Annotated in this window: 39 protein-coding genes; 33 read left to right on the top strand and 6 right to left on the bottom strand. The window is 71.8% G+C overall.

The window, feature by feature from the left end; genetic code table 11:
* The first annotated feature begins 1 nt into the window (after position 1).
* The 12 genes from AC5WAM_RS27255 (at position 2) to AC5WAM_RS27200 (ending at position 7,391) form a co-directional block, all read left to right on the top strand.
* Positions 2–1,582 carry a DnaB-like helicase N-terminal domain-containing protein gene (locus tag AC5WAM_RS27255; protein WP_495519112.1) on the top strand — a complete coding sequence of 527 codons (1,581 nt, stop codon included), beginning with the start codon at positions 2–4 and terminating at the stop codon, positions 1,580–1,582.
* Positions 1,583–2,160: 578 nt separating this feature from the next.
* A complete protein-coding gene (locus AC5WAM_RS27250) occupies positions 2,161–2,526 on the top strand; it encodes a hypothetical protein (protein ID WP_495519111.1) in 366 nt (121 codons plus the stop codon).
* A 38-nt stretch (positions 2,527–2,564) separates the two neighbouring features.
* Positions 2,565–3,047 (top strand): hypothetical protein, encoded by a 483-nt coding sequence (locus AC5WAM_RS27245; protein WP_495519110.1) that lies wholly within the window; start codon positions 2,565–2,567, stop codon positions 3,045–3,047.
* 77 nt (positions 3,048–3,124) lie between these two features.
* Positions 3,125–3,568 (top strand): hypothetical protein, encoded by a 444-nt coding sequence (locus AC5WAM_RS27240; RefSeq protein ID WP_495519109.1) that lies wholly within the window; start codon positions 3,125–3,127, stop codon positions 3,566–3,568.
* Positions 3,565–4,035 carry a hypothetical protein gene (locus AC5WAM_RS27235; protein WP_495519108.1) on the top strand — a complete coding sequence of 157 codons (471 nt, stop codon included), beginning with the start codon at positions 3,565–3,567 and terminating at the stop codon, positions 4,033–4,035. The genes AC5WAM_RS27240 and AC5WAM_RS27235 overlap by 4 nt, the downstream gene beginning before the upstream one ends.
* Before the next feature lie 259 nt (positions 4,036–4,294).
* The gene (locus AC5WAM_RS27230) at positions 4,295–4,444 is read left to right on the top strand and encodes a hypothetical protein (protein WP_171075969.1); all 150 of its coding nucleotides are present in this window, start codon (positions 4,295–4,297) and stop codon (positions 4,442–4,444) included.
* A gap of 196 nt (positions 4,445–4,640) precedes the next feature.
* The gene (locus AC5WAM_RS27225; RefSeq protein ID WP_495519107.1) at positions 4,641–5,078 is read left to right on the top strand and encodes a hypothetical protein; all 438 of its coding nucleotides are present in this window, start codon (positions 4,641–4,643) and stop codon (positions 5,076–5,078) included.
* Positions 5,075–5,407 (top strand): hypothetical protein, encoded by a 333-nt coding sequence (locus AC5WAM_RS27220; protein ID WP_495519106.1) that lies wholly within the window; start codon positions 5,075–5,077, stop codon positions 5,405–5,407. The genes AC5WAM_RS27225 and AC5WAM_RS27220 overlap by 4 nt, the downstream gene beginning before the upstream one ends.
* Entirely contained in the window at positions 5,404–5,619 is a 216-nt protein-coding gene (locus AC5WAM_RS27215) for a hypothetical protein (RefSeq protein WP_495519105.1), read from the top strand. The genes AC5WAM_RS27220 and AC5WAM_RS27215 overlap by 4 nt, the downstream gene beginning before the upstream one ends.
* Before the next feature lie 162 nt (positions 5,620–5,781).
* Entirely contained in the window at positions 5,782–6,444 is a 663-nt protein-coding gene (locus AC5WAM_RS27210; protein ID WP_495519104.1) for a hypothetical protein, read from the top strand.
* Complete coding sequence (locus AC5WAM_RS27205; protein WP_495519103.1) at positions 6,441–7,085, top strand: hypothetical protein; 645 nt, start codon at positions 6,441–6,443, stop codon at positions 7,083–7,085. The genes AC5WAM_RS27210 and AC5WAM_RS27205 overlap by 4 nt, the downstream gene beginning before the upstream one ends.
* A gap of 75 nt (positions 7,086–7,160) precedes the next feature.
* Positions 7,161–7,391 carry a hypothetical protein gene (locus AC5WAM_RS27200; protein ID WP_495519102.1) on the top strand — a complete coding sequence of 77 codons (231 nt, stop codon included), beginning with the start codon at positions 7,161–7,163 and terminating at the stop codon, positions 7,389–7,391.
* Positions 7,392–7,414: 23 nt separating this feature from the next.
* On the opposite strand, the gene AC5WAM_RS27195 is transcribed toward AC5WAM_RS27200, so the two are convergent.
* The 3 genes from AC5WAM_RS27195 to AC5WAM_RS27185 all read right to left on the bottom strand — a co-directional run bounded on the left by AC5WAM_RS27195 (position 7,415) and on the right by AC5WAM_RS27185 (position 8,327).
* On the bottom strand, positions 7,415–7,630 hold the full coding sequence (locus AC5WAM_RS27195; protein ID WP_495519101.1) for a hypothetical protein: 216 nt from the start codon (positions 7,628–7,630) through the stop codon (positions 7,415–7,417).
* 55 nt (positions 7,631–7,685) lie between these two features.
* Complete coding sequence (locus AC5WAM_RS27190; RefSeq protein ID WP_495519100.1) at positions 7,686–7,931, bottom strand: hypothetical protein; 246 nt, start codon at positions 7,929–7,931, stop codon at positions 7,686–7,688.
* Between the two features lie 105 nt (positions 7,932–8,036).
* Positions 8,037–8,327 carry a helix-turn-helix domain-containing protein gene (locus tag AC5WAM_RS27185; protein WP_495519099.1) on the bottom strand — a complete coding sequence of 97 codons (291 nt, stop codon included), beginning with the start codon at positions 8,325–8,327 and terminating at the stop codon, positions 8,037–8,039.
* A gap of 188 nt (positions 8,328–8,515) precedes the next feature.
* Here AC5WAM_RS27185 and AC5WAM_RS27180 point away from each other — a divergent pair, with 188 nt between their 5' ends.
* The 17 genes from AC5WAM_RS27180 (at position 8,516) to AC5WAM_RS27100 (ending at position 14,923) form a co-directional block, all read left to right on the top strand.
* Positions 8,516–8,809 carry a hypothetical protein gene (locus AC5WAM_RS27180; RefSeq protein WP_495519098.1) on the top strand — a complete coding sequence of 98 codons (294 nt, stop codon included), beginning with the start codon at positions 8,516–8,518 and terminating at the stop codon, positions 8,807–8,809.
* Complete coding sequence (locus AC5WAM_RS27175; protein WP_495519097.1) at positions 8,806–9,024, top strand: hypothetical protein; 219 nt, start codon at positions 8,806–8,808, stop codon at positions 9,022–9,024. Before AC5WAM_RS27180 ends, AC5WAM_RS27175 begins: the two co-directional genes overlap by 4 nt.
* Positions 9,021–9,179, top strand: coding sequence for a hypothetical protein (locus tag AC5WAM_RS27170; RefSeq protein WP_495519096.1), 159 nt, complete (start codon positions 9,021–9,023; stop codon positions 9,177–9,179). The genes AC5WAM_RS27175 and AC5WAM_RS27170 overlap by 4 nt, the downstream gene beginning before the upstream one ends.
* Positions 9,176–10,279 (top strand): conjugal transfer protein, encoded by a 1,104-nt coding sequence (locus AC5WAM_RS27165; protein WP_495519095.1) that lies wholly within the window; start codon positions 9,176–9,178, stop codon positions 10,277–10,279. Before AC5WAM_RS27170 ends, AC5WAM_RS27165 begins: the two co-directional genes overlap by 4 nt.
* On the top strand, positions 10,276–10,419 hold the full coding sequence (locus AC5WAM_RS27160) for a hypothetical protein (RefSeq protein WP_495519094.1): 144 nt from the start codon (positions 10,276–10,278) through the stop codon (positions 10,417–10,419). Before AC5WAM_RS27165 ends, AC5WAM_RS27160 begins: the two co-directional genes overlap by 4 nt.
* A complete protein-coding gene (locus AC5WAM_RS27155) occupies positions 10,416–10,592 on the top strand; it encodes a hypothetical protein (RefSeq protein ID WP_495519093.1) in 177 nt (58 codons plus the stop codon). Before AC5WAM_RS27160 ends, AC5WAM_RS27155 begins: the two co-directional genes overlap by 4 nt.
* The gene (locus tag AC5WAM_RS27150) at positions 10,589–10,798 is read left to right on the top strand and encodes a hypothetical protein (RefSeq protein ID WP_495519092.1); all 210 of its coding nucleotides are present in this window, start codon (positions 10,589–10,591) and stop codon (positions 10,796–10,798) included. Before AC5WAM_RS27155 ends, AC5WAM_RS27150 begins: the two co-directional genes overlap by 4 nt.
* Positions 10,799–10,807: 9 nt before the next feature.
* On the top strand, positions 10,808–11,104 hold the full coding sequence (locus tag AC5WAM_RS27145; RefSeq protein ID WP_495519091.1) for a hypothetical protein: 297 nt from the start codon (positions 10,808–10,810) through the stop codon (positions 11,102–11,104).
* On the top strand, positions 11,101–11,685 hold the full coding sequence (locus AC5WAM_RS27140) for a hypothetical protein (RefSeq protein ID WP_495519090.1): 585 nt from the start codon (positions 11,101–11,103) through the stop codon (positions 11,683–11,685). The genes AC5WAM_RS27145 and AC5WAM_RS27140 overlap by 4 nt, the downstream gene beginning before the upstream one ends.
* A complete protein-coding gene (locus tag AC5WAM_RS27135; protein WP_495519089.1) occupies positions 11,682–12,254 on the top strand; it encodes a hypothetical protein in 573 nt (190 codons plus the stop codon). The genes AC5WAM_RS27140 and AC5WAM_RS27135 overlap by 4 nt, the downstream gene beginning before the upstream one ends.
* A complete protein-coding gene (locus AC5WAM_RS27130) occupies positions 12,251–13,090 on the top strand; it encodes a hypothetical protein (RefSeq protein ID WP_495519088.1) in 840 nt (279 codons plus the stop codon). Before AC5WAM_RS27135 ends, AC5WAM_RS27130 begins: the two co-directional genes overlap by 4 nt.
* A gap of 57 nt (positions 13,091–13,147) precedes the next feature.
* Positions 13,148–13,354, top strand: coding sequence for a hypothetical protein (locus tag AC5WAM_RS27125; RefSeq protein WP_495519087.1), 207 nt, complete (start codon positions 13,148–13,150; stop codon positions 13,352–13,354).
* A gap of 38 nt (positions 13,355–13,392) precedes the next feature.
* Positions 13,393–13,566, top strand: a complete 174-nt coding sequence (locus tag AC5WAM_RS27120; protein ID WP_495519086.1) for a hypothetical protein — start codon at positions 13,393–13,395, stop codon at positions 13,564–13,566.
* 110 nt (positions 13,567–13,676) lie between these two features.
* On the top strand, positions 13,677–13,805 hold the full coding sequence (locus AC5WAM_RS27115; protein WP_495519085.1) for a hypothetical protein: 129 nt from the start codon (positions 13,677–13,679) through the stop codon (positions 13,803–13,805).
* Positions 13,806–13,860: 55 nt separating this feature from the next.
* Positions 13,861–14,160, top strand: a complete 300-nt coding sequence (locus tag AC5WAM_RS27110) for a hypothetical protein (RefSeq protein ID WP_495519084.1) — start codon at positions 13,861–13,863, stop codon at positions 14,158–14,160.
* 115 nt (positions 14,161–14,275) lie between these two features.
* Complete coding sequence (locus AC5WAM_RS27105) at positions 14,276–14,458, top strand: hypothetical protein (protein ID WP_495519083.1); 183 nt, start codon at positions 14,276–14,278, stop codon at positions 14,456–14,458.
* A gap of 114 nt (positions 14,459–14,572) precedes the next feature.
* Positions 14,573–14,923, top strand: coding sequence for a hypothetical protein (locus AC5WAM_RS27100; RefSeq protein WP_495519082.1), 351 nt, complete (start codon positions 14,573–14,575; stop codon positions 14,921–14,923).
* 46 nt (positions 14,924–14,969) lie between these two features.
* On the opposite strand, the gene AC5WAM_RS27095 is transcribed toward AC5WAM_RS27100, so the two are convergent.
* The 3 genes from AC5WAM_RS27095 to AC5WAM_RS27085 are packed head-to-tail and all read right to left on the bottom strand — an operon-like array spanning position 14,970 to position 15,879.
* Positions 14,970–15,248, bottom strand: coding sequence for a hypothetical protein (locus AC5WAM_RS27095; protein ID WP_495519081.1), 279 nt, complete (start codon positions 15,246–15,248; stop codon positions 14,970–14,972).
* Entirely contained in the window at positions 15,245–15,670 is a 426-nt protein-coding gene (locus tag AC5WAM_RS27090) for a hypothetical protein (protein WP_495519080.1), read from the bottom strand. Before AC5WAM_RS27090 ends, AC5WAM_RS27095 begins: the two co-directional genes overlap by 4 nt.
* Positions 15,667–15,879 carry a hypothetical protein gene (locus AC5WAM_RS27085; protein WP_495519079.1) on the bottom strand — a complete coding sequence of 71 codons (213 nt, stop codon included), beginning with the start codon at positions 15,877–15,879 and terminating at the stop codon, positions 15,667–15,669. Before AC5WAM_RS27085 ends, AC5WAM_RS27090 begins: the two co-directional genes overlap by 4 nt.
* Before the next feature lie 111 nt (positions 15,880–15,990).
* Here AC5WAM_RS27085 and AC5WAM_RS27080 point away from each other — a divergent pair, with 111 nt between their 5' ends.
* From AC5WAM_RS27080 to AC5WAM_RS27065, 4 genes are all read left to right on the top strand, one after another.
* Complete coding sequence (locus AC5WAM_RS27080; protein ID WP_495519078.1) at positions 15,991–16,374, top strand: WYL domain-containing protein; 384 nt, start codon at positions 15,991–15,993, stop codon at positions 16,372–16,374.
* A 9-nt stretch (positions 16,375–16,383) separates the two neighbouring features.
* Positions 16,384–16,818 carry a hypothetical protein gene (locus AC5WAM_RS27075; RefSeq protein ID WP_495519077.1) on the top strand — a complete coding sequence of 145 codons (435 nt, stop codon included), beginning with the start codon at positions 16,384–16,386 and terminating at the stop codon, positions 16,816–16,818.
* 160 nt (positions 16,819–16,978) lie between these two features.
* Positions 16,979–17,503, top strand: coding sequence for a helix-turn-helix domain-containing protein (locus AC5WAM_RS27070; protein ID WP_495519076.1), 525 nt, complete (start codon positions 16,979–16,981; stop codon positions 17,501–17,503).
* On the top strand, positions 17,484–18,983 hold the full coding sequence (locus tag AC5WAM_RS27065) for a hypothetical protein (RefSeq protein WP_495519075.1): 1,500 nt from the start codon (positions 17,484–17,486) through the stop codon (positions 18,981–18,983). The genes AC5WAM_RS27070 and AC5WAM_RS27065 overlap by 20 nt, the downstream gene beginning before the upstream one ends.
* Positions 18,984–19,181: the final 198 nt, after the last annotated feature.

Here is a 19,181-nt window from a genome sequence, read left to right as displayed (position 1 = left end):
CGTGGACAACGTCCGCCACATCCCGCGCGACACGGCGGACGAAGACGGCCTCCGGCGCCTGCCCCCGCAGGACCTCAACGCCGAACAGTCCGTCCTCGGTGGCATGCTCCTGTCCGAACGCGCCATCGCGGAGGTCAAGGAGGTCCTCGAAGGCCCCGACTTCTACCGGCCCGCCCACGAAACGATCTACGACACCATCACCGTGATGGCCGTCCGCGGCGAACAGGTCGACCCCGTCACCGTCGCTGCCGAACTCACCAAGCGCGGCGAACTTCAGCGCGTCGGCGGCGCCGCTTACCTCCACAACCTCGTCCAGCAGGTCCCCACCGCGGCCAACGCCGAGTACTACGCCGAGATCGTCCACGAGACCGCCGTACGCCGCCGCGCCGTCGAGGAACTCGACCGCGCCGCAGGCCTCGTCCGCTCCGGTGAGGGGGACCTCGCTGACGTCCTCGACCTCGTCCGCGAACGCGTCACCCGCGCCACCCAAGCCACCGGGCCCCGCAGCACCGACGACACCGGCTGGTCGTTCACCGACCTCGCCCCTGTCCTCGACGGCTCCCACAAGCCCGTCCAGCCCACCGCCGGCGCCCGCGACGACGGCATCGGCCTGTTCTACCCCGGCCGCGTCAACGGCATCCAGGGCGAGTCCGAAGCCGGGAAGTCCTGGGTCGCCCTCGTCTCCTGCCTCACCGAGATCAACCGCGGCAACCACGTCGTCTACATGGACTTCGAGGACTCCGAAGAAGGCGTCGTCTCCCGCCTCCTCCTCATCGGCGCCAACCCGAACGACCTCATCCAGAAGTTCCACTACGTCCGCCCCGGCACCACCCCAACCCCGGCCGCCCTCAAGGCGTTCATCGCCCGCATCGGCGACCTCGGCCCCTCCCTGATCATCGTCGACGGCGTCACCGAGGCCATGGTCATGCTCGGCCTAGAGCTCAAAGAGAACACCGAGATCGCCAAGTTCGGCCGCATGCTCCTGCGCCCCCTCGCCGACACCGGCGCCGCCGTCGTCCCCCTCGACCACGTCGTCAAGAACAACGAGAGCAGAGGCCGCTACGCCCTCGGCGGCGTCCACAAGCTCAACGCCGTCGACGGCGTCCAGTACATGCTCGAAGCCGTCCGCCCCTTCGGCATCAACACCGAAGGCCGCTCCCGGCTCCGCATCGCCAAGGACCGGCCCGCCCAAGTCCGCCGCCACGCCCTGCCCGGCGGCCGCAACCCCATGCACTGGTTCGCCGACCTCGTCATCCGCTCCAACGGCGAGGACTTCGCCGAGGCGCACCTCTACCCGCCCATCCAGCACGCCCCGGACCCGGCCGAGCAGACCGCCGAGGAGAAGAAGGCCGCGCAGGAAGAGGAGGAGATCCGCGAGCGCGAGGAGCAGGTGCTGAAGATCGTCGCCAAGGCCAAGGAGCCGATGAGCAAGAAGGCCGTGGAGGAGCTCATCTCCGGCCGGGCATCCGTGACACGCCGGGCCCTGACCCGCCTGGTCCACGCCGGTCGCGTGGTGGCCGAGCCCGGGCCCCGCAGCGCGACCCTGCACCGGCTTCCGGCCGAGGACGGAGGCGAGTCGTGACCGCCGCGCGCAACGACCTCGTCCCGGCTCACGCCGCGACCTCGTCCCGATCTTCGGACGGCCCGCTGCGCACGCCAGGTTTCCGCTGGTCAGCGAGGCGCCGACCTCGTCCCGACCTCGTCCCAGAGATCGGGACGAGGTGGACCCCGGCGGCCGCCCGGCGAGAGGCGACCTGGGGGTTCTCCAAAAGCACCGAAGTTACCAGCGAGTCACGTCGTCCCGACCTCGTCCCGATCATGGTCCGCGCGGGACGAGGTCACCGCAAAACCGCAGGCCACAGCCGTAACGACCTCGTCCCGATCTTGAAACGCACCTCGTCCCGATCTGACACACCATCACGGGACGAGGTCGCACCCCACCCCACCAGCACAAACACACCCCCCACGACCTCGTCCCGACCTCGTCCCGGACGAGGTGGGGACGACGTCAGCGACCTCGTCCCGTCCCTCGTCCCCCTAAAGGGACGAGGACGAGCGTCGCGAGCCCCACCCGAAAACCACTGCCCCAGCCACCCCACCGCCTGACCGCTCCAACCAGCCACCCCACCAACCAGCACACACCAACCCCAGGAGCAGCACATGACCGACCGCCTCACCCCCAACCCCCACAGCCCCTACGCCGACGCCGACCCGCAGTACCGGCACGTCCTCCCCGCCCCGGTCTTCTTCCCCGCCCCCGAACCCGGCGCCCTCGCCCTCACCGGCTGCGCCGCCCTCGCCGTCGTCCCCGCGGAGCAGCTCGTCGAGACCCAGCCCGACGCCGAGCTGCCCGAGGGCCTGTGTGCGGCCTGCGTGGCCGTCATGCGCGGCGGCGAGCCCCCGGCCCGGCCGACGTCGACGTGCCGCGGGTGCGAGACCCGGACCCGGCACGACGGGCTGTGCGCGCTGTGCCGGCAGGACGCCCACGAGAAGTGGTGGCCGACACGCGACACCGCGCAGCAGTGAGCGCCACGAACACCGACCCGACACCACGAAGGAGCACCATGACCGACCGCCCGTACACCGACGCCGACCTCCGCCACGAAGCCGCCCGCCAACACGCCGAGCTCCTCCAAGACCCTGACCTCATGGGCGTCGGCGAGTCCATGGAGAACGAGTTCGTCGAGCGCACCAAGGGGACCCGCACCGTCGACGGCCGGACCGAGAACGTCGGCATGCGGTGGGCCGGACTCCTGCCCCACTCGGCCGACGACGGCGCGGCGTACAGCGAGGCGCAGCGGAAGATCCACGACCTGATCACCGGCGCGGCCGACGTGTCCGCGTGGGCGATCAACCTCGGCGCCGACGGCCTGACGCCGTCCACCGAGCACGCGATCACCATCAACGGTGACCACCGGCCCCTGGCCCGGGTGCACTTCGCGTTCTCCCCGGACGTGCCCGAGGAGGTAAGGACCGCGCTCGTCGAGGACTTCGGCCGGGCGCTCCACGACGCCGGTGTGGAGCCCGACGAGGCCGCCGCGGAGTAGTGAGCAGCAGGACGGCCGCCCCGCGGGTATCGGGGCGGCCGCACCACCAAGTCCATCACGATCACCTGAGGAAGACCATGACCGAGAAGCCTGGCCGCCACGTCCGGCCGATCGACGTCGAGCACGACGAGCTGATGGCCAAGGCCGAAGCCGACCACCACAAGCGGACCGACCCCCGCGCCGCACTGGCTCGGGTCCGCGCGGTGGCCGATGCGATCGACGGGGAGACGCGCACCGAGCCCGACACGCAGCGGGCCGCGATGCAGCAGGAGGCGGTGGTGCGGATCCGGGCCGCGCTCGACGGGCACCCGCTGCACGGCGGGCAGCAGGCCGCCGCGCCGTCTGCGCCCGCCGACCGGGCCGCGATCCGGGCCGAGGCGTTCCGCGACGCCGCGAACGGGGCGTACCTGAACGTCCACTCCGCTGCGGCCGAGGGCGTGCGCCGCTGGCTCCTCGCTCTTGCCGACGCCGAGCTGCGCCGCATGGCCGACAAGGCGCAGCAGGCAGGTGAAGTCCGGTGACCACCGACCTCCCTGCACCGCTGCTGGCCTACTTCGAGCAGCGGGAGAACGCCCGCGCCGAAGCCGTCGCCGCGTTCCTCGACTCGCTCACCGAGCGCGAGCGGGCGCTGTTCCACGATGCCGCCGTCATGGGCTACGTCCAGGGCCTCATGCGCGACCGGTCAGAGGGCTGTCTGAAGGACTCGCAGACGATGGCCTTGGTGGTCGACGCCTGCTTCGCCTTCCCGGATCTCTACCCGGCCATCAACGCCCGCTTCGAGGACCGGCGAACGACCGTCGAGTACTTCGTGCAGGCCGCGCAGCCCGACGGCTCCTGGGAGCAGTGCAGCAGCACGTCGACCGACCTGGACTTCGTGCTGGCCAGGCTCACCGCCCGCCGCCGCATGCGGCCGGAGTTCGAGTACCGCATCGCCCGCCGTACCACCACGGTCGTCATCGAGGCCGAGCACACCCCGGAGCCGACGTGATCGGCGACGCGATCGCCACGGCCTTCGTCCTGCTCCGCGCCCTCGCGGTGTGGATCGTCATCTTCGCTGCGGCCTTCGCGCTCGCCGTCGCCAGCCTCACCGCCGCCGTCGCGTGGGCCTGGAACACCCTCAGAAACGGCCACAGGCGCCCCTCCTGGGCTCGCGGACGCCTCCAGGCCCGAATCCACGCCCGCCGCCACGCACGAGCCCCAGGCGGGCGCTCAGGCCCTCGCCGCCCCACTCGCACCAGGAGCCAACCGTGACCAAGAAGAAGCGCACTCCCGCGCAGAAGCTCGCCCGCCAGATCCAAGCCGAGACCGGCAAGCCGTACCGCGAGTGCCTCACCGAAGCACAGCAGCGCCTCGCCGCACAGGATGAGCTACGGCGCCGAACGGGCGAGCAGCGATGACCACGCCCTGCCCCAACCCCACCTGCCACAGCACCCGCCGCCCCCACCAGTACCTGTGCTGGACCTGCTGGAACCAACTCCCACCGCTCGCCCGCCGCGCCCTCTCACGCCGCGACCCAGGCGCCACAGCCCGGGTCCGCCAGCTCCACCGCCAGCTCGAACGCCGCGTCCCGCTCTCAGAGATCGAGGTCAGCCCATGACCAACCCCACCGACGAACTCCGCACCGCCGCCGCGAACATGCGCAAAATCGCCACCGACGCCACCCCCGGCCCGTGGAAGCGCCCGCTCAACACCCGCTACAAGTCCACCGTCACCGCGCCCCTGCCCGAGGGAGAACGCGGCTCGTGGATCGACGGCACCGACCCGACCACGGGCAAACGCGAGCAGTGCACCGTGGCCATGGTGCCGACGTGGTCCAACGGCCGGCACTCACGAGACCGCGGCGGCCGCGACCTGGAGTACATCGCCGCCATGCACCCCGGCGTCGGGCTCGCTCTCGCCGACTGGCTGGACCTGCAAGCCGACGTGATCGCCGGACGTATCGCGCAGGACGGCACCGACGAATACGCCGTCGCCATCGACGGCGACCACGCCCTCGCCGTCGCCCAAGCGATCCTCGGGAGCCAGCCATGACCCCACACCACCGCGCCCTCGCCTGCCGCGCCGGCGCCTGGACTCTCCTCGCCGCCACCGCGGCCACCGCCACCACCGACTACTGGCCCGCCGCCTTCGCCACCGTCTACGGCGCGGCGGTCCTCGCCTGGTGCGGGCGCCGCGAGGCCGTACTCGACCGCCGGGCCCGCTTCCACGCCCGCCGCGCCGAGCTCGCCGCCCGGCCCGCGCCCGACTGCCCACGTCCGGCCGCCGCCCGCACGCACCGGGACGGGGCCCCGCTCGACGCCCACGAGCGCGCCGTCATCGCCTCCCTGGAGGCCGACTTCGACCACGGGACCGCCGCATGATCCAGACCGGCCAGACCTACCGCTCCTGCAACCCCCACGAGACCACCCGACTCCTCATCGAGTCCTACCGGCCCGGCGACGCACGCGCCCACGTCGTCGACGCCGCCACCGGCAAACGGCCCCGGTGGATCCTCGTCGGCCAGCTGCACGACAGCCCGATCACCCGCAGCGGCGCGCCCCGCCGGACCGGCTACGCCCTGGAGCCGCAGTGACCGGCCCGTCGTCCGCGCCCCGGGGCGAGCACACCCGCGCCCCGGGGCCACCTGGGAGCAGCGCCTCGTCCGCTTCGAGCAACTCGTCGACGACACCGCACCCGCCCCCCGACCGAACCGCGCGACCCGGCGAGCCCTCGCGCGCGCAGCACGGAGGAACAAGTGACCGAACAGACCACCGACGAGGACCAAGCAGCACGCACCGCACGCCGCGTCAGCCTCCGCGTCCTCATCGACCGCGCCCACAACGGCCTCACCGCCGCCGAGCAAACCGCTCTACGGCAGCATGTGAACGAGGAGCAGCACGACGCCGACATGCAGAGCGCCGTCGCCTCGGACTGCCGAGTGGAATCGCAGGCACTGCGTCAGCATCTGGAGCAGGCGAAGGCCGCCGTCGCCCGCGTACGCGTAGCCGTGCACCTCGCCGACAAGGACGACGTGACCGACTGGCAGCGCGGCTACCGGGCCTGCGCCGAACGCGCACTCGCCGCCCTCAACGAGCCCGACCCGGCAGCGACCCAAGCGACCAGAACCACCGAAGAGGACGAAGACCGCGACGGCCGCGCTACGCCCGGCGCCCCTTGCTGCACCGCCACCTGGAAAACCTCGCACCACGGCATCGCGCGCTGCTGGCGCTCCGCCACCCACAACACCACGCCCGACCACGAGATCCATGTAGGCGAGACCGACACCGGACTCCGGCTCCAGTGGACCGACACCGCACCTGGCGCGATACCGCACAAGGCCCACAACGAGGGTCCGAGCGTCCGCGAATGCGCCGACGCCGACCGCAACTGGGACATCGAAAAGGCAGGGGAGCGATGACCACCTGCCCACACTGCACCCACAACGACCTCACGACCGGCGGGTTCCTCTGCGCCCCCTGCGTACGCGCCACCAGCCGCCGCCTCCACCAACTCCCCGCCCTGTGGGCCGTCTTGGCCGCATGGCTCCCGCCCGGCCGCGGCGCGCCGTTCGTCAGCGGGCGCACCCCCCGCGCCGAAGCCCCCCTCCCACTCCGCGAAGAGCCCCTCGACCTGCGCGCCGAGGGCGGCATCGTCGGCGTCCTCGAAGACTGGCGCACCGCAGTCCACGACGCCCGCGGCATGGCCCCGCCCCCGCGCGCCGTCTCCCTCGAACACCGCGTCACCATCGCCGCCACGGCACTCGACAGGCACCTCGACTGGATCGCCCGCTGGTACGCCGCCCCCGACCTCGCCACCGACATCCGCACCCTCGTCGGCCGCGCCTACGCCGTCATCCAGCCCGGCCGCGACCCCGACGAACCTCAGTACCTCGGCCGCTGCATCGCCACCGACACGACCGGCGCCGTGTGCGGGCGGCCGCTGCACGCGTACCCGGACCGGGCCGTGCAGTGCGACTGGTGCCTGTGCGTCTACACCCCGGACACCTGGCTCGCCCTTCGGCACTACCAGCCCGGACGCGGCCAAGGCATCGCAGCATAGAAACCAGGCTCCGGCGTATTGACCTGCACCGCCCGCGGACCCACGCTGAACGCCCTGTCTCGAATAGGGGGCGTCATGGCTGAAAAGGCATACAAGTGCCGCGTGATCGAGTACTGGCCCACCAAGGACGAGCGTGTGATCGTCGCCTTCGAAGAGACCGAGCGCACCGCGCGGATGACCGACGATGAACTCATTGCCCGGCACGAGGAAGCGGTGAGGCGCCACGACCGAGCCGCGCCCGGGGCCCTGCGCAGCACGCGGCCCGCAGATCCGGACAGGACCAGCGGGCCGGGCTCTCCCAAGTAGCGGCCGACGCTACGCCCGCCCGGTCAGCGCGTCCAGACCTCGGGCCCGCCCCCGCGCCACTCGATCAGCGAGGACCGCACCACGTCCATCTCGTCGAAGTCCTGGAGCCCGGCCTCCTGCATGAACGCCGCGACATCGCGGACGCTGTACACCCGGCCGAGGATCGTGCCGTCGATCCGGACACGCCGACCGCCCTCCTCGTCAGGCGGGTAGATCACTACGGGCGTGGCGGAGACCATGCCTCCAGCGTGCGGCAGCCCGAGCAGTCCAGCACGCCGAGCGGGGCGGGGCGCCCTACTCGGCCGGGTCCTCCTCGGCATGCCGCACGGCCCGCTTCACCGCCTGCTCCAGCTGGTTGCGCGGCATGGTCATGTCCTCGCGCGCGGCGTGCTCGGTGACCGCGGCCTGGAACTTCTCGGCGGCTGCACGCCAGGCGCGCCACTGCTCCTCGAACGCCTCACCATCGAGCCCGGCCAGCCGCGCGCGAGCCTCCTCGGAGGAACGTTCCAGCATGATCAGGTCATCGGGGATATCTGCCACGAGCAGCGATTTTAAGCCGCCTCGCGCCATGGCTCTCGACGGCGCGCGCCGAGCGGCGGCACACGAAAGCCCCGGCCGTTCAGGCCGGGGCCCCGCCGCGCGCGGCTACTCCTCAGACTTCACCTTCTTGCCGCGTTCGCCAGCTTCGATCTGCTGCACGCGCGCCAGCGAGATCCCCAACGTCTTCGCGATCTGTCGATAGCTGATCTTCTCCGCGCGCATGGCCACGACCGCCTCCTGCCGGATCTCCCGCAGGCGCGAACCCTGGACCGGCCACTCGGCGAGCAGCCTGCCCGCGCGCTTCGCCCGCTCGGCTGGATCTTCCAGCGCTTCCAGCGAGTCGACGACGTCCGTCACGATCCGCACCTCCTCTTCGCCATCCGGCTGATCGGCCACGGCCGCTCCCTTCCCGTCTGGGAGCACCAACGCTGGACACCGTACAGCGCCCGCTGTACGGTGACAATCGTCCGCTGTACGGCGGACTGAGCGCGTGCCCCGTGCTCATCAACAAGTTGGCCCCGGCCGGAGCTCTCACCCTGCCGGTCGGGGCCGGGACCAACTCCCAGCGACAGGAGCAGGCCCACATGCCTGAGCGTATCGATCCACCACCTGACCAGCCCACCCCCACGTACGCCCGCCAGGTCCTCACGACTGCGGCCGACGTGCTGGAGGGTATGGGCGCCGCCCGCCCGGTCACCGAGGCCGCCCTCCGCCGCGCCGTCACCGTCGCGGTCGCCGCCCGCCTCCACACCCTGCCCACCACCGTCGCCGATACGGCCGCACGCCGCGCCTGGGCCGCGATCCCCGCCGGAGTCGACGGCAACACCCACCACGTCCAGGCTCAGGTGCTGCGCGGCGTGGCGAGGAGGCTGCGATGAGCGAGCCGACCGCACCCCTGCACAAGCCCGGCAGCACCCTCGGCTACGTCCCCTCCCTGGCCATCACCCTCGACCAGGCGCGCCGCATCCTCGCCGCAGGCGACCAGGTCGACATCAACGACCACCGGGCCCTGATCCGCCACAGCGTCGCGCTGGACCACCGGATGCGCCAGCTGCTCGCCGCCCTCGCCGCCGAGGGGGTCCAACCGCGATGACCGAGCAGCCCACCGAGGCCGAGCGCATCGCCGCCCTCCAGGCCGCCGCAGCCCGCGACTACGCCCACGCGCACGACCCCGCCACCCAGGCCGCCGCCCGCGACCAACTCGCCATCGCCCGCGCACACGGCAACGAGCACGGAGGCACCCGGTGACCCGCAAGGACCTCGCCACCTGGCAGATCGCCATCCTGTCCGCCGCCGCCCTGCCCATGCTCGGCGTCGGCATCGCAGGCGGCATCGGCACCTACAGCAACACCCTCGCCGAATTCGGACGCGCCGCAACCGCCATCGGCGTCGTGGCCGCCGGCGAGGGCCTCACCCTCGTCCTCGCCCTGACGATGCTCGCGCTGACGATGCTCGGCCAGGCCACTCCGCTCGTCGTCCGCACCGGCCTGTGGCTGGCCCCCGCGGGCGCCTCCGTCACCGGCGGCTTCGTCGCCGACGACCCGACGGAGGCCGTCGTGTACGCGGTCACCCCGCTCGCCATGTGCGGCGCCGCCGAAGGCCTCGGCCTGATCGCCCGCCGCATCGTCATCTACACCACCGGCGTCGACATCGAGGCGCAGCAGCGCACCGCCCGCCTGGTGCAGAAGCTCGCCTACGAACAGGCCGTCGCCAACGGGCACCCCGACACCGGCAGGCGCGCCAGCGCCACGAGCAAGTCGTGGAAGCTCGTCGGGAAGCTCGGCCGCGGCGACCACGAGCTGGCCACCGGCCTCGTCGAAGTACAGCGTGGGCGTCTCCGCGACGGCGCGGACGCCGCGCTCGCGGTCATGCTCACCGCCGCGCCTACGCAGGACGTACCTGCCAGCACGGACTCGGCCAAGGACGTGCTGCGGCACAAGCTGAGCACCATGCATCGGGCGGATGCGATCCGCGTCGTGCACGATGCGCACCCGGATATGGCCCCGGCCGAGCTCGCTGATCTCCTCCGCACGTACGGCGTCGTCGTCGACGCGGTCGAGGTCGCGCTCGTCCTGCACGGCCCGCCCGACCAGCACACGGCGTATCGACCGGATGCGGTTGATGCGCCGCTGGTCAGCGGCCTGCCGCCCGTCACCGTGGAGGCGGCTGTCGTTGAGGCCGCATCTGTCCTTGGGCCGGATGCGCGGGCCCGTGAGATCGCCGAGCGGATCCTGCGGGAGCGGCGGCTCGTCGTCACCGAGCAGTACGTCCGCACGGCCCTGTCGCGGGCCGCGAAGAGGCAGGACGGGGACGAGGTCATCGGCAGGGGCGGGGAGGGCTACGCATGATCTACGTCCTGCTCGCCGCCGGTCTCCTCAGCGGCACCGTCGCCACCAGCACCCGCGCACAGCCCGGACCCCGCCTCGCCGCCTGGATCCTCACCGCCTACGTCGCCCTGCGCGCGCTCGCCGAGCTGGGGGCCTGGTGACCTTCGAACTCTGCCTCGTCGCCGTCGCGGCCCTCGGCCTCACCCTGTCCAGCACCGCCGCGACGTGGGGCGAACGCCACCCCCACCCGCTCTTCACCTTCGCCCGCGCCCTCGGCCTCACCATCGCCGCCCTCACCCTGCTGACCGCCTTCCTCCTCCCCGCCCTGCGATGACCCAGACCAGCCTCCTCAAGGACGTGACCGACGGCTGGCACCTGTGTGTCGCCGTCGGGCTCACCAGCCCCGCCAGCGCCGTACTCACCGAGGCCCTCGCGCTGCTCCTCGCGGTCACAGCGGCCGCGTACGGACACCGCCGCCCGGCCGCCACCCTCACCGCGGCCACCGCCGCCAGCGCGCTCGCCGCCCACCTCATCCACTAGGACCCCGACATGCTGCTCATAGCCGCATTCATCGCCGCCGGGCTCACCCCCGGCGCCCTCACTGCCTGGCAGGTCTACCGGGAGCACGGCTGGTACAGAGCCGTCCTCGCCGGGGCCGCGGTCACCGCCGGGCTCGTGGCCCTCGTGCTCCTCTCCCTCATCCTGTTCCCGCCCCTGGCCATGGCCGCAGCCGCCGTCAGCGCCTTCGCCGCACTCGCCGCCTACGGCGACGGCCGCGTCTGGGTGGGGACCACGTGGACGTGCGCGCTCACGGTGTGCCTGTGGTGCGCGGGGTGGGCGGCATGACCCAGGACCCGGGCAAGCCGATCATCCCGACGCGCGTCATCCCCGGCCCGGCGGGCCCCGCGCCCGCCCCGTGGCCGCCGCTGCAGCCGCCCCCGTCTCCGCCGCCCCGGCTCGCCGTGCCGGAGCCGCCGCTGCCTCCCGCCGCGCCCCCGCGAGCCGAGCCCGTCCCGCACCCGGACCCCATCCCGGTGGACGTCCACGTCCACGTCACCATCGGCACCCCCATCCCGGATCCGGAGCCGGACCAGCGGTGGTGGGAGCGGATCCGGATCGGCTACAACGCCGGACTCGCCGCCCTCAGCCTGCCGTTCACCGGCCCGTGGGCCTGGGTCCTGCAGTCCGTACGCGACGACGAATCCCTCGCCGGGGCCTGGGTCATGGCCGGGGTCCCAATCGCCGTCCTCGCACTGCTGGACAACGCCCGCCGCGCCGAGGCCGCGGGCGCCGACCCGGATCTGTGGGGGCCGAAGATCCGCGCCGCGGGCGCCCGCCTCCTGCTGTGGGCCGTCGTCCTCGCCACCGCCCTCACGCTGCCCGTCACCACGCTCGTCTACGCCCTGACCGGAGTCCGCCCCGCATGAGCACCATGACCCTGGCCGCAGGCCAGTACACGACCACCACCATCTCCACCGCGGGCTTCGCCTTCGGCCTGGCCCTGCTCGGCACCGAGCTGTGGCGCTGGCACAAGGGCGGCGGGGGCGCGGGCCCGGCCGGGACGGGCGGCGGCCGGGATCCCAAGGCGCTGCTCCCGCTCGGCTTCGGCGTCGTCTGCGGCATCCTCATGATCGCCTGCCCCGCCGGACTCCTCGGATCTCTCGCGGAGTTCCTTCGCTGGGGCGGCAACTCGATCGGCGACGTGACCATGAAGTGGCTGACGGGCACGCCCAGCCGGAGGCTGGGGACCGCCGCCACGCCGCGCATCGACCAGTACGGCGCCATCGTCGTCTCCGCCCTGGCCGTCGCGCTGTGGCTGCTGCGAAAGCAGATCCCCAAGACGGCCCGGGGCAAGTGGTGGCGCGGCGTCCTGGTCGGCGTGCTGCTGTGCGTGAGCACCGGCACCGCCGCCCTGGTCGCGCAGCAGGTGGTCGACGGCGCCAACGGGGTCGGCCTCTGGGCCATCGGCGGATTGGCCAAGGGGACGCTGGCATGAGCGAGCCCTCCAGCACGCCCACGACCGTGCAGTGGCTGCGCACCGCCGGAGTCCGCGTCTACACCGGCAGCGGCCGCCTGACCGTCTACCTCGGCAGCCGCGCGGCCACCCGGGCCCGCGCCCTGTACACGAGCCTGCGCGGTTGGCTCGGCCGCTCCTCGGGCTTGAAGTGGTGCATCAAGATCGGCCTGGTGGTCGGGACCGCTGCCCTCGCCCGCAAGGTCGGCGCAGCCGTCCTCGGCGGGATCTACCTACGCGTCGAGTCCGGCGCCTGGTCCTGGCTGCTGTGGACTGCCGCCCTCGCCTGGACCATCGCCGCCTACCGGACGGGCCGCCCCGGCTGGCAGCCGAAGAAGCCCGCAGCCGCAGCCCCCGAGGAGCCAGAGGACACACCGGCCGCGGCCGACGAGACGCCGACCGAGGCCGCAGCCGAGCAGCCCCCGGCCGGGCCCCCGCCCGTCTCGCCCGCCGAACTGGTCGCCGCGGTGCGTGACATCGGCACCCCGCACGCGCAGCTACGGCCGCTCGCCGAGCACCTCCGCACGACCACCGACGCGGTGCGCGCCGCAGCGGCCGCGCAGGGGTGGCCGGTCAAGGACGTGCGGATGACCGGCCGTTCGGCATCGGCCGGGCTGCGCTGGGACGAGGTCCCGCCCCCCGAGCGTGCCTACCCCTCTCGGGGCGTCGTCGGTGCAGGTGAGCGCCCCGACGACAACGACGACGACACCCCGGAAGGGGCCACCGGAGAGGGGTTGCGTGTAGAGGACATCGGCCACGGCGGGCGCCTCGTCACCGACCCCACCGAGACCATCCGCCACCACCACGTCAAGAAGTGAGACAGCCCGCCCACGGCCACGCCAACGACTCCTTGCCGACCGACACCTGGAGCCCACATGCCGAAGACCACGTACACCGACCCCGACCCCGCCGGACAAATCTGCGGCGAGCAGATCCGTTACGGCTACCTCTCCACCCAGTACTGCGGCGAGCCCAAAGGCCGCAGTCTGCACTTCTGCCCTCAGCACCACGACGAGAACCTCGCCGAACACGGCCAGCTCAGCGCGCCCCCCGGCAGCGCCATCGGCACCGGCCAGAGCTGACACCAGCCCGACCCGAGACGACGACCCAAGGAGACCTCATGAGCGACTTCTACGAGAACCAGCTGGACGCAGCCAAGGCCGCCGTCGACGCCGGAGACCCCGAGCGAGCCGCCGACATCACCGTCCACGCCCTCCTCGAAGGTGCTGGCACGTGGGACGAGAACCTCACCGAGCTGAACAAGATCGCGCAGGAGCGCCTCAACGGCTCCTGACCCACAAGCCCCAGGGCGGCCGCCCGCCGGCCAGCAGACCGGCCGCCCCGGACCACCCATCCCGCGACACGAGACAGGAGACCGCCATCGTGGCACCGCTCCCGCAAGACATGCCCATCCGCCCACCCCACGACGCCGAGCCCGACCCGGCCCACGCCACCGACTACCAGGCCAGCCGCGGCGGCTACTACCCCACCGAGCCCAAGCCCGTACCCGGCACCCCGAAAGACGGCCAGTGAAGGCGATCTCGATGAAGACCCACGGTGGCCGAAAGTATGGCGAGAGGATGTCCGGATGAGCGATAAGAGCGACGACCATGTGGCGGTTCTGCGCGAAGCCCATGAGGCGGTTCTGCGCGAGATGCTCCGCAACAACCCGGGCCTCGATGAGGAGCATGCTGACGGCCTGATCGAGGCCCTGTTGGACGCGTTCGCGCACGACCTGGCCGAGGAGCAGCGCGCCATGGCCAAGCACCACGGCGTGCCACTGGACACCGGCGAGGAGGGGTCGCCGGGCGCTCTGATCGCCTGGATTGATCCGCGCGTGCCTGAGTCCGAGGGAGGGCGGCCTCGCCAGGAAGGGTGGGACGTCTAGGCCGCCTCAGCACACGCCGGGCCGCGCCCGCAACGGCCCCGCTGCGCGATGACGCAGCGGGGCCTTCGCAATTCCGTACGCCCTGCCCCACTCACTCAGAGAGGACCATCACCCCATGGAAGACCACCCGAGCATCGACCCGCACTGGCCCGACTGCCCCAACCGGGACGCGGACCCTGACAGGAGCCGCCCCTGCGCCCACTGCGCCGACCTCGACCGTGAGGAGGCCGCCGAGGAGGCGTTCCGTACCGAGCCCGCCGACGCCCCGTTCCACGCTGGCCCGCATTCCGACATGTGACCGGCGCCCCGGCCCTGCCGCGCGCTCCTCGCGCGGTGGGGTCTTCGCCGTTACTGCACGATCACGGCCTGCGCGCCGCTACGCTCCGGGGCCACACCATCCCCGGGGGACCCCATGCGCCGCACCTGCATCGCCGTACTCGCTGTCGCCTCGCTCGTGCTCGCGGGCTGTTCCAGCTCCAACACCGAGCCCGAGAAGCCGAAGTCGTCCAAGACGGCCGTCGACGCGGCCGAGCAGCGGCGCGCCTGCATCAAGGCCTGGATGGACACCATCGAAGCGCGTCCGGCCGACTTCGATCCGGAGGTCGACGAGGACCCGGAGCCCGAGGCGTGCGCGAAGGTGCCGGAGGCGAGTCGGGAGGACATGTACATGGACGCGGTGGAGAAGGTGAACGAGACGAGCGGGGACGCACTCGGCGACTGCCTGGACGATCCGGGCTGCACGAGCTTCCCGGTGCGGCCGTAGGCGGTGGGTGAGCGGCCCCGCTCCGGTCGTCCGGGCGGGGCCGCCTTCACGCGGTGGGGTTCTCGCGGGACGCCAGGTCAACGCGCAGTTGGAACAGGCGGTCCTGCTGCTCCTTCATCGTCCGGTACATGTCGAACATTTCTTCCGCGACCCTCGCCTTACAGGGATCGCAGTGCCAGTGAGTACGCGCGTTCTGCAATAGCCACGGCTTTCCGGTGCTGTTGCCGCAGCGGTCACACGGCGGGTCGTTGCGAGAGTCGCCGTGGTCAGGCGTGGCGCTGCTGCGCGAGCGGAGCAGCGCCTGAAGGCGCGTGGCCAGACTCATAGCGTGGGCTCCTCGTCCGGGCGCACCGGGCCCGCGCCATCGTCTGCGACGGGATCGAGTTCAAGCACGACGGCCGACTCATTCCGAGACAGGGTCCAGTCGACGTTCACGACACGATAGAAGCGGAGACGCGGCTCTCCGGCCCCCGAGGCGTCACCCTCCAACGTGATCGTTTCGCCAACCCGAGGCACAGCGGGCACCTCGAAGGTGACCGCCTCAGCGGTATCCACAGGCAGCAGTGTCACTGTCACGGCAGACCCGCTGGGTGGCTGACTGGCCTGGTCAGCCTCACGGTGGTGTTGCTCGATCACCTCACGCGCATAGTCCTTCACCAGGGTGGTCGCTTCGCTCTTGCTGGCTCCCAGTTCGACCAGCCGACGCCACAACACATCGACGGGGTAAGGGCCGGAAGTGTCGCTCATGCGCTCTTCCCCTCGCTGCTCTTCATCAGCCTACGCACGTACTCGCGTGTCCACCCGGTGACTCTCACGACGGCGGCCTGTGCGCCGCGCTCGTCCGTCTGCCGGAGGAAGGTGACGGCCTCGGCTTGGAGGTCGGCGCGCGCGGAGTCGAGTGCGGCTTCGGCTTCGCGGTAGCGCTGGGCTGCGAGTTCGAGCTTGGCGGTGTCCATGCCCCGACTCTCCCACAAGATTGGCCAACCAGAAAGGCCAACCCTGTTGACTTAGGCATACCAAGTAGGCCAACATGGGTGGCACAAGGAAGCCGCGCCAAGGGGGCACCGATGAGGCACACCGCACGCGAGACCCAGCACCAGACCCTCACCCGCCTCATCAAAGCCCTCGACCGCCGCCACCCGGTCACCATCACCTACACGAAGGCCGACGGCTCGGAGACGATCCGCACCATCGAGATCGCCGACCTGATCGTCACCACCGCCGGGGACATCGTCCTCCGCGCCATGGACCGCGACACGGCGGAGATGCGCTCCTTCCGGCTCGACCGCATCCAGGCCTACACCGTCCACCGCACCGCGTACGCCATCGAGCGCCCGGCCACCGACGAGCCCCGCCCCGCCCGCGGCCTCGCCACCATCACCGTCCTCTACCCCGTCGACCTCCCCGCCCTCGCCCGCGTCGACCTCCTCGCCGACGCCCTCGCCGCCTAGGAGAACCCCATGCAACTCCAGACCTGCCGCCGCCACCCCACCTCCCCCTTCATGCGCACCTGCCCCGGCTGCGCCCAGGAGCTGCACGACATCGAGCAGGCCAACCGCGCCCAGGCTGACGCCACCCTGGCCGCCCGCGTGCGGACCGCCCTCGGCCTGCCCGGCTACCCGCCCCCGGAAGGCGACGGCGAGACCGCCCGCCGGGTCGGCATGTGGGACCAGCACGAGCTGGACGCCGTGTACCAGCGCGTCGGCGGCGCCGTCACCACCCGGACCGTGCAGCGCACCGGCAGCACCACAACCTGGACCGCCACCGAGATCACGGTCACCGTCGACCTGCCGGGCATCGGCCCGGTCGAGGCCTTCACCGACTGGGACGAGGAGGGCGGAGGGCGGGAGCTGCCCGTCATGCGGGCGATCCCGGGCGCCGCTCTCGTGCACTGAAGCCGCTCCGCCCCCGCCGATGCTGATCGTCGCGCCGCGCGCCAGAGGCCCGCTCCCACCGCCCGGGAGCGGGCCTCGCCGCTGCGCACCATCCACCAGTTGCGCGCATCGCTACCATCAAAAACCACCAGACCACAACACCGGCGAGAGGGCGGGCACCGTGGCCAACCCCAACCAAGACGCCCGGAACCAGACCACCGGCCGCTACGAACGCAGCCTCGACACCGCCCAACGCGACGCCCGCGCCGCCGAACTCCGAGCCGAAGGCCACAGCTACCCGAAGATCGCCGACGAGCTCGGCCTGAGCAAGGCATCCGCCCGCGAGGCCGTCCGCCGCGCCGTCCGCGAAGCCGTCGAAGGCTCCGCCAAGAACCTCATCAACCTCGAACTCACACGCCTGGAGGCGATGTACGACGAGGTCCTCGACGTCCTGCAGCGCGATCACTACGTCGTCTCCTACGGCCAAATCGTCCGCGACGACACAGGCGCCCCGCTCGTCGACGACGAGATGAAACTGAAGGCCGTCGACCGCGCACTGCGCACCCGCGAGAGCTTCCGCAAGCTCCTCGGCCTCGACGCCCCATCCCGCGTCAGCGTCGAAGCCGAGCAACTCGGCCGCGAGATCACTCGACTCCTCGACGCCACGCTCGGCCCGGACGGCGCTGGTGACGACGCCCACGCGTGACGGAGTCCGCCAGCAGATCGAGCAGCTGGTGCGCGCCGGAGACACCAAGGCCCTGCGGGAGATACGCGACCAGCTCCGCCGCCAGGTCGACCACCGCAACCTCCGCGAGCGCACCCGCCTGTACGCGCACGACCCCGTCGGCTGGGTCACCGAGCGTCTCGATCAGATCGTCTGGTCGAAGCAGCGCGAGATCATGCTCAGCGTCCGAGACCACCGCCGCACCGCCGTACGGTCCTGCCACGGCGCCGGCAAGTCCCACACCGCCTCGCTGGTCGCCTCCTGGTGGCTGGACACGCACCCGCCCGGCGAGGCCTTCGTCGTCACGAGCGCGCCGACCTTCGCGCAGGTCCGCGCGATCCTGTGGCGCTACATCCGCCGCACCCACCGCCGCGGCAAGCTCGCCGGCCGTGTCAACCAGACTGAGTGGCACATCGACGACGAACTCGTCGCGTTCGGCCGGAAGCCCGCTGATCACGACGAGTCCGCGTTCCAGGGCATCCACGCCCGCTACGTGCTGGTCATCCTCGACGAGGCGTGCGGGATCCCGGAGCAGCTGTGGGTGGCGGCCGACGCGCTGACGACGAACGCGGACTGCCGGATCCTGGCGATCGGCAACCCGGACTCGCCCTCGTCGCACTTCCGGAAGGTCTGCGTACCGGGGGGCGGCTGGCACGTGATCGGCATCTCGGCGTTCGACACCCCCAACTTGACCGGCGAGGAAGTCCCGGATCCGGTGGCGCAGGCCCTCGTAGGCAGGGAGTGGGTGGAGGAGAAAGCGAAGGAGTGGGGCGAGGACAACCCCCTCTACCGCAGCAAGGTCTTGGGCGAGTTCAGCGAGGACGCCCCCAACCGTGTAGTCCGCGCCTCCGACATTGCGGCCTGCCGCATCGACCCCGAGACCAGGCTCAAGGCCGCCGACCTGGAGCCCGTCGAGCTCGGCGTCGACGTCGGCGGCGGCGGGGACGAGACCGTCATCCGCGAGCGCCGCGGTCACCGCGCCGGGCGGGAGTGGCGGGCCCACACGGACCGCCCGGAGAAGATCGCCCCACTCGTGCTCCAGGCGCTCACGGAGAGCGGCGCGACCGCGGTGAAGGTCGACTCGATCGGCGTGGGGTTCGGTGTGATCGGCGAGCTACGGAACCTCGCGAGCCAGGGCAAGCACAGCGCGCGGATAGTCGCCGTGAACGTCTCCGAGAAGGCCAGCCAGCCCGACAAGTACAAGAACCTGCGGGCCGAGATCTGGTGGGAGATCGGGCGTGGCCTGTCCGAACGCAAGGGCTGGGACCTGTCCGCCATGGCCAACGACGACACGACGGTCGCGCAGCTGCTCGCGCCGCTGTGGGACGTCGACGCGCAGGGGCGGATCCAGGTGGAGCCGAAGGACGAGATCAGGAGGCGGCTGGGGCGGTCACCGGACAACGCCGACGCTCTTTTGTTGGCCTTCTACAGTGGAAGCCGGACGAGGGTGAGGTGGCTGTGAACTCGAAGCAGAGCCTAATGAGCAGGTCAGTGCGTAGATTGAATGCAGCGATGCCTGCTCTGCTTGACACGTCTGGCATCATCCTGTTGTCGGGTTCCGCCATGTTGATCCATGTGGCGGCAGGGGTCGCCGCTGCGGGTATCGGCTGCCTCGTCCTGAGCTGGCGGATCTACGGCAGGTAGCACGAAGGGAGGGGCC

Source organism: Streptomyces sp. JLYT201 (assembly GCF_059448825.1).
The sequence above is the reverse complement of the archived record's forward strand: the minus strand, read 5'-3'. Positions and strand labels throughout refer to the sequence as shown.

Coding starts and splice junctions, on each gene's coding strand:
- AC5WAM_RS27250 (WP_495519111.1), top strand. CDS start 2,161: ATGACCGACCGCCTCACCCCCAACCCCCACAGCCCCTACGCCGACGCC.
- AC5WAM_RS27245 (WP_495519110.1), top strand. CDS start 2,565: ATGACCGACCGCCCGTACACCGACGCCGACCTCCGCCACGAAGCCGCC.
- AC5WAM_RS27240 (WP_495519109.1), top strand. CDS start 3,125: ATGACCGAGAAGCCTGGCCGCCACGTCCGGCCGATCGACGTCGAGCAC.
- AC5WAM_RS27225 (WP_495519107.1), top strand. CDS start 4,641: ATGACCAACCCCACCGACGAACTCCGCACCGCCGCCGCGAACATGCGC.
- AC5WAM_RS27220 (WP_495519106.1), top strand. CDS start 5,075: ATGACCCCACACCACCGCGCCCTCGCCTGCCGCGCCGGCGCCTGGACT.
- AC5WAM_RS27215 (WP_495519105.1), top strand. CDS start 5,404: ATGATCCAGACCGGCCAGACCTACCGCTCCTGCAACCCCCACGAGACC.
- AC5WAM_RS27205 (WP_495519103.1), top strand. CDS start 6,441: ATGACCACCTGCCCACACTGCACCCACAACGACCTCACGACCGGCGGG.
- AC5WAM_RS27200 (WP_495519102.1), top strand. CDS start 7,161: ATGGCTGAAAAGGCATACAAGTGCCGCGTGATCGAGTACTGGCCCACC.
- AC5WAM_RS27195 (WP_495519101.1), bottom strand. CDS start 7,630: ATGGTCTCCGCCACGCCCGTAGTGATCTACCCGCCTGACGAGGAGGGC.
- AC5WAM_RS27180 (WP_495519098.1), top strand. CDS start 8,516: ATGCCTGAGCGTATCGATCCACCACCTGACCAGCCCACCCCCACGTAC.
- AC5WAM_RS27175 (WP_495519097.1), top strand. CDS start 8,806: ATGAGCGAGCCGACCGCACCCCTGCACAAGCCCGGCAGCACCCTCGGC.
- AC5WAM_RS27170 (WP_495519096.1), top strand. CDS start 9,021: ATGACCGAGCAGCCCACCGAGGCCGAGCGCATCGCCGCCCTCCAGGCC.
- AC5WAM_RS27160 (WP_495519094.1), top strand. CDS start 10,276: ATGATCTACGTCCTGCTCGCCGCCGGTCTCCTCAGCGGCACCGTCGCC.
- AC5WAM_RS27150 (WP_495519092.1), top strand. CDS start 10,589: ATGACCCAGACCAGCCTCCTCAAGGACGTGACCGACGGCTGGCACCTG.
- AC5WAM_RS27145 (WP_495519091.1), top strand. CDS start 10,808: ATGCTGCTCATAGCCGCATTCATCGCCGCCGGGCTCACCCCCGGCGCC.
- AC5WAM_RS27140 (WP_495519090.1), top strand. CDS start 11,101: ATGACCCAGGACCCGGGCAAGCCGATCATCCCGACGCGCGTCATCCCC.
- AC5WAM_RS27135 (WP_495519089.1), top strand. CDS start 11,682: ATGAGCACCATGACCCTGGCCGCAGGCCAGTACACGACCACCACCATC.
- AC5WAM_RS27130 (WP_495519088.1), top strand. CDS start 12,251: ATGAGCGAGCCCTCCAGCACGCCCACGACCGTGCAGTGGCTGCGCACC.
- AC5WAM_RS27125 (WP_495519087.1), top strand. CDS start 13,148: ATGCCGAAGACCACGTACACCGACCCCGACCCCGCCGGACAAATCTGC.
- AC5WAM_RS27120 (WP_495519086.1), top strand. CDS start 13,393: ATGAGCGACTTCTACGAGAACCAGCTGGACGCAGCCAAGGCCGCCGTC.
- AC5WAM_RS27115 (WP_495519085.1), top strand. CDS start 13,677: ATGCCCATCCGCCCACCCCACGACGCCGAGCCCGACCCGGCCCACGCC.
- AC5WAM_RS27110 (WP_495519084.1), top strand. CDS start 13,861: ATGAGCGATAAGAGCGACGACCATGTGGCGGTTCTGCGCGAAGCCCAT.
- AC5WAM_RS27105 (WP_495519083.1), top strand. CDS start 14,276: ATGGAAGACCACCCGAGCATCGACCCGCACTGGCCCGACTGCCCCAAC.
- AC5WAM_RS27100 (WP_495519082.1), top strand. CDS start 14,573: ATGCGCCGCACCTGCATCGCCGTACTCGCTGTCGCCTCGCTCGTGCTC.
- AC5WAM_RS27095 (WP_495519081.1), bottom strand. CDS start 15,248: ATGAGTCTGGCCACGCGCCTTCAGGCGCTGCTCCGCTCGCGCAGCAGC.
- AC5WAM_RS27090 (WP_495519080.1), bottom strand. CDS start 15,670: ATGAGCGACACTTCCGGCCCTTACCCCGTCGATGTGTTGTGGCGTCGG.
- AC5WAM_RS27085 (WP_495519079.1), bottom strand. CDS start 15,879: ATGGACACCGCCAAGCTCGAACTCGCAGCCCAGCGCTACCGCGAAGCC.
- AC5WAM_RS27080 (WP_495519078.1), top strand. CDS start 15,991: ATGAGGCACACCGCACGCGAGACCCAGCACCAGACCCTCACCCGCCTC.
- AC5WAM_RS27075 (WP_495519077.1), top strand. CDS start 16,384: ATGCAACTCCAGACCTGCCGCCGCCACCCCACCTCCCCCTTCATGCGC.